Genomic DNA, 9,672 nt, shown 5'->3' with positions numbered 1-9,672 from the left:
ATCACGAGGAGTTGTTCGGGCCGGCCTTCATGCTGTTCAAAGTCAGCAGCGAGGACGAGGCGGTGGAGCTGGCCAATGACACGCCGTTCGGTCTGGGTGCGGCCGTGTTCTCCGAGGACCTGGAGCGGGCTGAGCGTGTGGGTTCCCAGATCGATGCCGGCATGGTGTTCCTCAACACTCCGGAGACCACGCGGGAGTTCCTGCCGTTCGGCGGCACCAAGCGCTCGGGTGTGGGCCGTGAGCTGGGTCCGTTGGCGATGGACGAGTTCGTCAACAAACAGCTCGTCTACAAGAAGGGCTGAGGCGCCGAGGCGCGGGCCAGGGCTGCAGGCTCTGAGCTTGCGAACTGCGAGAGGGGTGCTGGACCGTCTGCGGATGGTCCGGCACCCCTCTTCGCGTGTGAGCCCACACCGCAAGTTACGTCTGCGTAGCGGCCGTGTTGGGCGGCCGGTACGCAGACGTAACTTGGCTATTTTGGGGTGCCCAGCGCGCAAAGTGGGTGGTCGCGGGGCTTTGCGGGTGACTCCAGGGCTGTGGTCTGCAGCGCTCCGGGCATGAATGAGCGAGGGGCCGCGGGGTGATGGTCACCCCGCGGCCCCTCATGTCCTGAGGCGGCCCAGAACCCGCGTTCAGTCCTGAGACCCGCGCTCAGCTCCGGAATCCAGAGCCTCCGCTCAGTCGCCGCGGACGTCGTCCCACTCGGCTCTGCGAGCCTCGGGCTTCGTGGGCAGGATCGTCAGCACGAGGACGATGAGGCTGCCAACGGACGGCACGAGGTGGAGGAACAGGAAGAACGCGGAGAATCCGGCGTCGTGCAGCCGGCGAGCGGACGCCGCCAGCTGGGGCACGATGACCGCGAGACCGAACAGGCCGGAGATGATCGCCCCGATGAGGACGAGGATGCCGCCGACTCCCGCACCTGCAGCCGCACCGGAGCTGATCTCCGAGGTGTAGGGATCAGCCGTGGCAGCGGCGGAGAAGAGGCTCGCCATCATCATGAAGTAGCCGATCATCAGTGGGATCGAGAGGACGATCCCGATCAGGCTCACACCCAGGTAGGCCCACCAGTACTCGCTCAGCGAGGCGTAGCCGGAGAAGCGCGCGTACTTCTTGAAGAAACGGACCACGGCCTGCTTGAACGTGGCGCCGTAGAGGGGCTGGCTGAGCGCGGGCTGGCCGTCCGGGCCGGTGGCCTGCGGGCCGCCGGGCAGCACGGTCACCTTGGAGGTGGCGTAGGCGTTCTGCGGCCCGCCGTAGGAGGCGGCGCCTTGCGGAGCACCGTAGGGCGCACCGCCCTGAGGGCCGCCCTGCGGTGCACCGTAGGGCGCACCCTGCGGAGAGCCGTAGGGTGCACCCCCGGGACCGGGCTGGCCGCCGGACTGAGGAGCGGCGGGCGGCGGGACGGGACCGGAGCCGTAGGGCTGCGACGGGCCGGATCCGTACGGGGGCTGGCCGCCCTGCGGTGCGGAGTTGTACGGATTGCTGCCGTGGGACATTGTTCAGACTCCAGTCTGCGTGCGGGGTGCTGCGGACGAGGTGGGACGCGGGCGGCAACCGCCGCTCCCCTCCGTAGGTAGACAATATAGGGGAAGAAGCACCACGTGGAAGGGAGAACGATGTTGCAGGACCGCACCATCGTCGTGGCCGCACTCGCGATCGTGTCCGGCGGCGAGCTGCTGACCGTGAGGAAACGGGGCACCACCTCGTTCATGCTGCCCGGCGGCAAGCTGGAGCCCGGGGAGACCGCCGCCGAGGCCGTGGTGAGGGAGGTCGAGGAGGAGCTCGGGCTCTCGGTGGGTCCGGAGGAGATCGTGCCGGTGGGCAGGTTCTCCGCAGCGGCGGCGAACGAACCGGGCCATGTGGTGCAGAGCAGCGTCTTCACCTTCGCGGACGCGCACCGGGTCCTGGACCCGGCCCGGCTGAGGGCGACGGCGGAGATCGAGGAACTCGCCTGGCTGCCGCTGCACGCGCTTCCCGCAGACACCGCAGAGCGCCAGCTCGCTCCGCTCACCCGCGAACACGTGGTCCCGGCTCTCCTGGAGGCGCACCCGCCTGCCGGCGGGTGAAGCATACGGGCGCGTCCGCCTGAGAGGAGACGGTGCACGGCGCCGCCCATGCGGGCCGGGCTGCCCGTCCCTCCTGGCCGCGCCCCTGCCCGCCGACCCCAGCACACGCCAGCCCCCACGAGCACCAGCCCCCACGCGCGCCAGCCCACACACCATCCACAGCACAGAGGAACCCCCGCACGGAGGAGACGAAGCCCATGTCCCTGCCCACCGCCCTCATCACCGACCTCGACGCAGGCCTGCCGGCGCTCGAACGTCTCTACCAGGAGTTCCACGCCCATCCGGAGCTCTCCATGCAGGAGCACCGGACCGCGGAGCGGATCGAGGCCCATCTCGCCGCACTGGGCCTCGAATCGCAGCGATGCGGCGGCACCGGCGTGGTGGCCGTGCTGCGCAACGGGGAGGGGCCGGTGGTCGCCTTCCGTGCGGACACGGACGGCCTTCCCATCGAGGAGCGCACCGGACTGGACTACGCCTCCACCGCCACCGGGGAGCTGCCGGACGGGACGGTGACCCCCGTCATGCACGGCTGCGGCCACGACACCCACATCAGCGCGGGGCTGGAGATCGCTCGGCTGCTCACCGCGCACAGGGAGGCGTGGGCGGGCACGGTGGTGTTCCTGTTCCAGCCGGGTGAGGAGACCTCCGCGGGGGCCGTCGCGATGGTCGAGGACGGGCTGTGGGACAGGGTCCCCGCGCCCGAGGCCGTCTACGGCCAGCACGTGTGGCCGGGCACCGCCGGCACGGTGAACATCTCGCGCGGCACCGCCATGGCGATGGCGGACTCCCTGGAGGTGACGGTGCACGGCCGGCAGGCGCACGGCTCGCAGCCCGAGGCCGCGATCGACCCGATCGTCCTGGGCGCCCACATCGTCACACGCCTGCAGACAGTGGTCTCGCGGGAGATCGGCGGTGCGGACATGGCGGTGGTGACGGTGGGTACGTTCCACGCGGGCACCAAGGAGAACATCATCCCGGACAGCGCGGTCCTCAAGCTCAACATCCGCACCTTCGAGCCGCCCGTCCGTGAGAAGGTGCTCGCCGCGGTGCGGCGCATCATCGAGGGAGAGGCTGCGGCCTCGGGCGCTCCTGCTCCGGAGATCTCCGAGATATACCGGTTCCCCCGGTGCTTCAACGACGAAGCCGAGGCCTCCGCGGTGATCGAGGCGCTGCGCGGGGAGCTGGGCGAGAGCAGCGTGAACGTCACGGCACCTGTGACCGGGAGTGAGGACTTCGGGGTCTTCGCGGATTCGCTCGGGGTGCCGGGCGTCTACTGGTTCTTCGGCGGATACGCGCAGGAGACGATGGAGGTGGGGCACCCGGGCGGCAACCACTCGCCGTTCTTCGGCCCGGACGACGTCCTCACGACGCTGCGCACCGGTGTGCGCGCCGGCCTCACAGCGCTGCTCACGCGCCTGGGTGCATGAGAACGGCTGCCGACATCGTTCACGCGGAGGCGGCTGCAGGACCACGCGCGCGGGTGTGTGGGAAGGACCCCGGCGCCGTCCGCCCGGAAACCGATGCAGGACCACGCGCATAGGCGCGTGAGGGCGGCCGGGTGAGCCGGCCTCGGGAGCGGGTGCCCGAGGCCGGAGACGTGAGCGGGACTGCTCAGCAGTGCCTCACCCCAGGAGGCGGCGTGCGTGGGGGAGGCGTCCCCACAGCAGGCTCGCGGTGAGGGAGACGGCGAAGCATCCGAGCCAGCCGCAGAGGAAGAGCGCTGTCGTGGCGAGGAGCCCCCAGTCGAGGGGGAAGAGCGTGCCGAACCAGGCGTCGATGAGGAAGACATGGACGAGGAAGGCGCCGAACGAGGCACACGCGAGGCGTGAGAGGAGCGGGCTGCGGCGAGCGGCGGTCACCGCAGCGGCACGCTCGCCGGTGAGGCTCCGTCCGTCAGTGGGACTCTGTGCGTCGACGGGAGTCTGTGCGCCGCCGAGGCCGCCTCGACCGCCGAGGCCGTTCCGACCGCCGAGACCCCTCCGACCGCCGAGGCCGTCGCCTCCTGTGACCGGGCCGGAGCCGCGGGCGCCGCGCCACACCGCGGCGATCAGGAGGATCACACAGACGCCCAGGACCGGGGTGAGCGGATTCGCGTTCTCGATGGGGTAGTGGACGCGCGTCTCCCAGAGGAACACGAGCGCCGAGGCACCCGCGAAGACGATGCCCGCGGCCCAGCATGCCCAGCGGGGCAGCCGCAGCGATCCCACGCTGTGGATGAGGAGGCCGCCGGCGGTGAAGTAGACGACCGCGTACGTCGTCACTCCCCATCGCCAGCCGCCCAGGTCCAGTCCCGTCGCGTGCTGCACCAGCTCGAACAGAACCGCGCCGCCGGAGAAGAGGAGGCCCAGCAGGGCGAGGCCCCACGGCCGCTTCCCGCGGAGGAGCAGCACGGCCGCGCCGAACAGCGTGATGAGCGGGATGTACAGATACAGGTACCAGAGGTGGTAGCCGGGCCCTGTCGCGCTGAAGGGGAGCTGCACGAGCGTGCCGCGGACGTCCACCTCGTCCCAGGCGACCATCTTGTAGACGCCCAGGTAGGCCAGGGACCAGAAGGCCAGCGGCACCGCGTGCCGGACGATCCGTCCGAGCATCGTCGCCTGGTCCCGGGGTGGTGCGCCCGCCAGCACGGCCCATCCCGCTATCGCGAAGAACATGGGCACGGCCCACGGGTTCACGGCCTCGGCCAGGTGACCCACGAGGTACGCGGCGGAGTCCTGGTGCTCGTCCTGCGTACGGCGGATCAGCGTGCCCCCGGCGTGGCCGAGCATCACGGTGAGACAGGCGGCGAGGCGTAGGAGGTCGACGTCACCCCGGTAGGCACGGCGTCCCGGTGCCTCGCCGGCGGCGTCCCTCCCGGGTGAGACTCCGCCGGGAGCGGGGAACGACTGCGGGGCGTGAGGGCGGGACATCGCTTCGCTTTCCGGTGGGGACACGGTGACGCGGGCAGCGCGGCCGGAAGGACGCGGGGTGCCCGGGATCCCGGGCACCGTACCTGCGGAGTGTGGCGGGAGGGTGAAGCGCCGGTGTCCCTCCGGTGGCGCGGACGACGTCACTCAGCATCACTGACGAGGCCGCTGTCGGCCCTGACGGGAGCTGCGGGCCGGCGGCGTCTCGGAGTAAAAGACAGCTCCTTCAAAGCATTGTCATTACAAATCGATGTGTCTAGTCTCACGTCATGGCGAAGCACACGGAGATCCGCGACTGGATCGAGGGCGAGATCCGCTCCGGCCGGTTGGCGGTGGGGGACCGGCTGCCGACAGAGGCGGAGCTGCGGGAGATGTTCGGCGTGAGCCGGAACCCCGTGCAGAAGGCGATGACGGGGCTCGTGGAGGCCGGAATCGTCACGCGTCGCCGGGGTGCCGGCACACGCGTGGCCTCCACCGGCCTCCGGGGCAACATCCTGCGGACGCTCGACACCCAGCTGACCGAGCCGGAGGTCGCGGGCGCGCACCGGGTGGACGGCGTCCGGGTCGCCACGGCGGCCTCGTTCCCGCTCGCGGCGGGCGTGCTGGACCCGGGTGCGCCGCTGGCGGAGCTCGTGCGGACCAAGCTCGACACCTCCGGCGCTCCCATCGCGTTGGAGCGCTGCGTCGTCGACCTCACCCAGGTGCCGGACCTCCTCGACCAGGACCTCGTGCACCTGACGACCACCGCGCACTACATGGCGCGCGGAATCGCCGACCGGCACGTGTCGTCGACGCTGACGGCCGTGCACCTGGACGCCGCGGACGCAGCGCTGCTGGGTGTCGGTGAGGACACCCCGATCCTGCGCCAGGTACGGACGATCCAGATCGCGGAGAGGACGCCGCTCGAGATCGCGGAGTTCCTCTTCCATCCCACGAACATCACCATGGAGGTGAGCCAACTTGAACCCGGATGAGAAACGACGCGTCGCAGTGGTGGGCGCCGGAGTCATCGGAGTGATGAGCGCCTGGCAGCTGGCCGAGCGCGGCTTCGACGTCACGGTCTTCGACCAGTGGAACACTCCCAACGACAGGGGCGCCTCGGCAGGGGAGTCCCGGATCTTCAGGACCGTGTACAAGGAGGGCGCGGAGTACGTCCCGCTGCTCCGGAAGTCGCTTCAGCTGTGGCGGCGACTGCAGGAGAACCAGAGCACGAAGGTCCTGGAGATGTGCGGCGGCCTGATGATCGGGCACACCTGGCAGGCGGACGTCGCGGCGGTCATCGACTGCGCGCAGCAGACGGGACTGGAGCATCGCGTCCTCAGCACGGCGGAGATGGCGGAGGAGTACCCGCAGTTCGGCCTGGATGAGGGGGAGGTGGGCGTCTACGACCCGGGCGCCGGCGTGTTCCGGCCCGAGCTCGCCGTCCTCGCCGCACGGAACGAGGGCATGCGGCTGGGCGCGGCCTATCGGCCCTACACGCGGGTGCTGGGCATCCGGCCCGTGCGCAGCGGCGTCATGGTCGACACCGCGGACGGGCCCGAGGCCTTCGACACCGTCGTCGTCGCCACCGGCCCGTGGGTGAACGAGCTCAGCGGCCTGGGGCGGGACGTCGTGGTGCCGCGGCGGCTGGTGGCGGGCTGGTTCCCCGCCAGGGACGTGCCCCTGCACCAGCCGGCGCGGATGCCCATCTCCATCCGGCGGCATGAGGAAGGGGGCTTCTCCTGCTTCCCCGTGCTGGACGGTGCGGCGGTGAAGATCCTCCCGCACCACCTGCCGTGGAAGGACCTGGACGCTCCGGAGGACCTGCCGCGCCTCGTCGAGCCGGAGACCGTCCGTGCGGCGGAGCGAGCCGTGGAGCGGCTCATGCCGGGTCTGGAGCCCACCGCGATCCGGGTCTCGACGTGGACGGAGGGCTTCGCCGTCGACGAGACGCCGGTGGTGGGCCCGTCGCCGGTCGACGACCGGATCCTCCTGGCCGTGGGCATGTCCGGGCAGGGCTTCAAGTTCTCGCCCATGGTGGGGTCGGTCATCGCGGACTACGCGCAGACCGGCAGCTCGGATGACGCCGTCGCCGTGATGGACTCACTGCGCTTCAGCAGAGGGGAGCGGTCATGAACGTCGGAACGACGGTGCTCATCGGGATCGCCTCGCTGGTCGTCATCGGCATCGGCGCGCTGATCGCCTTCCTGGTGGGGCGCAGACACAACTCCGAGGCCGACTGGATCGTGGGCGGCAGGAGCCTGCCCGTCTACGTCCTCGCATTCACCCAGTACGCCACGGCCGTGGGCGGCGGCGTGCTCGTGGCCCATGTGGGCATCGCCTACTCGTGGGGCTTCTCCGTGTTCTGGTACGAGGCCTTCGTGGTGGTGGGGATGCTCGTCATCGCGCTCTTCGCCAACTGGCTGCGCAGCCGCCGCTTCAGCACGATCCCGGAGGTGTTCACCCGGCTCTACGGTGAGCACAAGGTGATGATGACCATCGTCGCCCTGGCGGTGATCATCGTGCCGTTCGGCTGGCTGGCCACGCAGTTCGTCGCCTTCGCGAACCTCTTCAGCCAGGTGACGGGTGTCCCGTTCGCGCCGCTCATCGTCGCGATGGCGCTCATCAGCCTCCTCTTCGTCCTGCCCGGCGGTCTCACCTCCGTGGCCTGGTCGGACTTCTTCTTCGGCGTCTTCATGATCGGCGCCTCGATCGTCGTCGCCGGCTATGCCGTGTATTCGGCCGGGGGCTGGGGGACCATCGTCGAGCAGGTGCCGGACGAGCTCTTCGCCATGCCGGAGGGGCTCGCCGCCGCAGGCTGGACGACCATTCTGCTGTGGCTGTTCGCCATCCTGCCGGGCACGCTCACCAACCAGCTCTACTACCAGCGCGTCTTCGCCGCGAAGTCCGGCAGGGAGGCCCGCACGGGCATCTACCTGAGCGCGGTGATGGTGCTCATCGCGGGCGGATACGCCCTGGTGATCGGCCTCGCGGTCCGGGCGATGAACCCGGGGCTGGGCGAGGACGGGCGAGAGGAGGCGGCCGGGTGGTTCCTGGCGCACGTGCCCGTGTGGCTTCTGGCGATCTACGGGGCCTTCCTCATGGCGACCATCGTCTCGACCACCGGTTCCGCCCTTCAGTCCGTCGTCGCCAACATGATCAACGATCTGCGCAACGCGTTCGTGAAGAAGCCCACCGACGAGCGCACGCGTGTGCGGCTCTCTCGCTGGTGCACCGTGGGTGTGACGCTCGTGGCGGCGGCGCTCGCGATCATCTACCCCAAGGCGCTCGACTGGCTCGTGGCCACCTATGCGTACTCCGCCTCGATCCTGGCCGTTCCGCTGCTCCTGGGCATCGTCCTCAGCGGCCGGTGGGCGGTCAGCAGAGTGGTCGCCTATGCGTCGATGGCCGCAGGTGTGATCGGATGTGCAGGGGCGCATGTGCTGGGAACCACGGTGCCCTATGCCGTGTTCGGCATGGTCGCGAGCCTTTTCGGATACTGCATCGCGCTGCTCGTCGTCCGTCCTGGTCCCGCCCGTAGAGAAGAGGAAGTGATCCATCAGTGAAGATCTGCGTCATCGGTGCCGGTGTGCTCGGTCTGTCCATCGCCCATGAGCTCTCCGCGGACGGCCATGACGTCACCGTCGTGGAGAGGGAGCATCCGTTCGCCGGGGCCAGCCATCGGTCCTTCGCCTGGATCAACGCGAACAGCAAGTTCCCGTCGTCCTACCACCGGATCAACGCGGAGGGCATCGAGGCGCATCTGGCGCTTCAGGAGCGGCTGTCGACCGGCCGGCGGTGGATGCACCGGAGCGGCTGCCTCCTCGTCGACCACTCCGAGGAGCGGCCGGCCACCTACGCCCGCCGCATCGAGGAGGCGGAGGCGGAGGGCTATCCGGTCCGTCGCGTGGATGCGGACGAGCTGAGGCGACTGGAGCCGGCGGCCGTCTGGCCCGGGGACGTGGACGGGGCGCTGCTCTACTCGAGCGAGGGCTACCTCGACAATGACATCTTCGGTGAGGTCCTGCAGGCGGAGCTCGCCCGGCGCGGGGTGGAGATCGAGATCGCCGAGGCCGTGCGCATCGACAGCGATGAGTCCGGTGCCGTGCTGCATCTGGCCGACGGCTCGAGCCGCAGCTTCGACCGGGTGGTCGTGGCGGCGGGGGCGGCTTCGGGCGCGCTCGCGGAGGCCTCGGGCTTCCGCATCCCGGTGGCGGATCTCAGCCAGGCGACGGTGCGGACCCACAGCCTGCTGGGGCTCACCCGGCCCACGGACGTGGATCTGCGCCACGTGCTCATCTCCGACCGCTTCAATGTGCGGCCGCGCCATGACGGCAGGCTCTGGGTGCAGGTGCCCGAGGTGGAGCCGCGGGTGGCGGAGGGGGAGTCCCCGGAGCTGCTGGCGGAGGTCGCCGAGGTGATGGCGGGGGAACTCGAGCGGCTGTTCGGCAGGCCCGTGGAGATGGAGAAGGTGATCTTCAGCGGCAGGAGCTTCCCGGAGGACGGTCACTCGATCATCGGCTTCGTGGACGAGGGGGAGAAGGTCTACTGCGCGGTGACCCACAGCGGGATGACGCTGGCGGCGCTGTTCGGTGCGCTGACGGCGCAGGAGCTGCGCGGTGAGGAGTCCGCACTGCTCGCGGACTTCCGGCCGTCCCGGTTCGATGGGGGAGTCGCCCGGGCAGATGACTCCTACTTCATCGGGAAGCAGTGAGCGCGAG

9 protein-coding genes are annotated in these 9,672 nt (G+C 70.1%); 7 read left to right on the top strand and 2 right to left on the bottom strand.

The features are described from left to right. The coding region (locus ABD240_RS15525) for an aldehyde dehydrogenase family protein (RefSeq protein ID WP_344338331.1) at positions 1 to 302 on the top strand (302 nt) is incomplete at its 5' end. A 372-nt stretch (positions 303 to 674) separates the two neighbouring features. Here the strand turns inward: ABD240_RS15525 and ABD240_RS15520 are convergent. Beyond that, positions 675 to 1,496, bottom strand: coding sequence for a DUF805 domain-containing protein (locus tag ABD240_RS15520; RefSeq protein WP_344338329.1), 822 nt, complete (start codon positions 1,494 to 1,496; stop codon positions 675 to 677). A 120-nt stretch (positions 1,497 to 1,616) separates the two neighbouring features. Here ABD240_RS15520 and ABD240_RS15515 point away from each other — a divergent pair, with 120 nt between their 5' ends. Together ABD240_RS15515 and ABD240_RS15510 are read left to right on the top strand one after the other, a co-directional pair. Then, positions 1,617 to 2,066, top strand: coding sequence for an NUDIX hydrolase (locus tag ABD240_RS15515; RefSeq protein ID WP_344338327.1), 450 nt, complete (start codon positions 1,617 to 1,619; stop codon positions 2,064 to 2,066). 197 nt (positions 2,067 to 2,263) lie between these two features. Beyond that, a complete protein-coding gene (locus ABD240_RS15510) occupies positions 2,264 to 3,493 on the top strand; it encodes an amidohydrolase (protein ID WP_344338325.1) in 1,230 nt (409 codons plus the stop codon). A 195-nt stretch (positions 3,494 to 3,688) separates the two neighbouring features. Here ABD240_RS15510 and ABD240_RS15505 read toward each other — a convergent pair whose 3' ends face one another. Further along, on the bottom strand, positions 3,689 to 4,975 hold the full coding sequence (locus ABD240_RS15505) for an acyltransferase (protein WP_344338323.1): 1,287 nt from the start codon (positions 4,973 to 4,975) through the stop codon (positions 3,689 to 3,691). Positions 4,976 to 5,241: 266 nt separating this feature from the next. Here ABD240_RS15505 and ABD240_RS15500 point away from each other — a divergent pair, with 266 nt between their 5' ends. The 4 genes from ABD240_RS15500 to ABD240_RS15485 are packed head-to-tail and all read left to right on the top strand — an operon-like array spanning position 5,242 to position 9,665. Beyond that, complete coding sequence (locus tag ABD240_RS15500; protein ID WP_291793049.1) at positions 5,242 to 5,946, top strand: GntR family transcriptional regulator; 705 nt, start codon at positions 5,242 to 5,244, stop codon at positions 5,944 to 5,946. After that, entirely contained in the window at positions 5,933 to 7,087 is a 1,155-nt protein-coding gene (gene solA / locus ABD240_RS15495) for an N-methyl-L-tryptophan oxidase (RefSeq protein WP_344338320.1), read from the top strand. The genes ABD240_RS15500 and solA overlap by 14 nt, the downstream gene beginning before the upstream one ends. Beyond that, positions 7,084 to 8,517 carry a sodium:solute symporter family protein gene (locus ABD240_RS15490; protein WP_344338318.1) on the top strand — a complete coding sequence of 478 codons (1,434 nt, stop codon included), beginning with the start codon at positions 7,084 to 7,086 and terminating at the stop codon, positions 8,515 to 8,517. Before solA ends, ABD240_RS15490 begins: the two co-directional genes overlap by 4 nt. Further along, positions 8,514 to 9,665 carry an NAD(P)/FAD-dependent oxidoreductase gene (locus tag ABD240_RS15485; RefSeq protein WP_291793056.1) on the top strand — a complete coding sequence of 384 codons (1,152 nt, stop codon included), beginning with the start codon at positions 8,514 to 8,516 and terminating at the stop codon, positions 9,663 to 9,665. Before ABD240_RS15490 ends, ABD240_RS15485 begins: the two co-directional genes overlap by 4 nt. Positions 9,666 to 9,672 lie beyond the last annotated feature (7 nt).

Origin of the sequence: Brevibacterium salitolerans (assembly GCF_039531405.1) — a bacterium.
In the GTDB taxonomy this organism is placed as follows: domain Bacteria; phylum Actinomycetota; class Actinomycetes; order Actinomycetales; family Brevibacteriaceae; genus Brevibacterium; species Brevibacterium salitolerans.
Note: the sequence above shows the minus strand (reverse complement) of the source record. Positions and strands in the feature narration are given on the sequence as shown.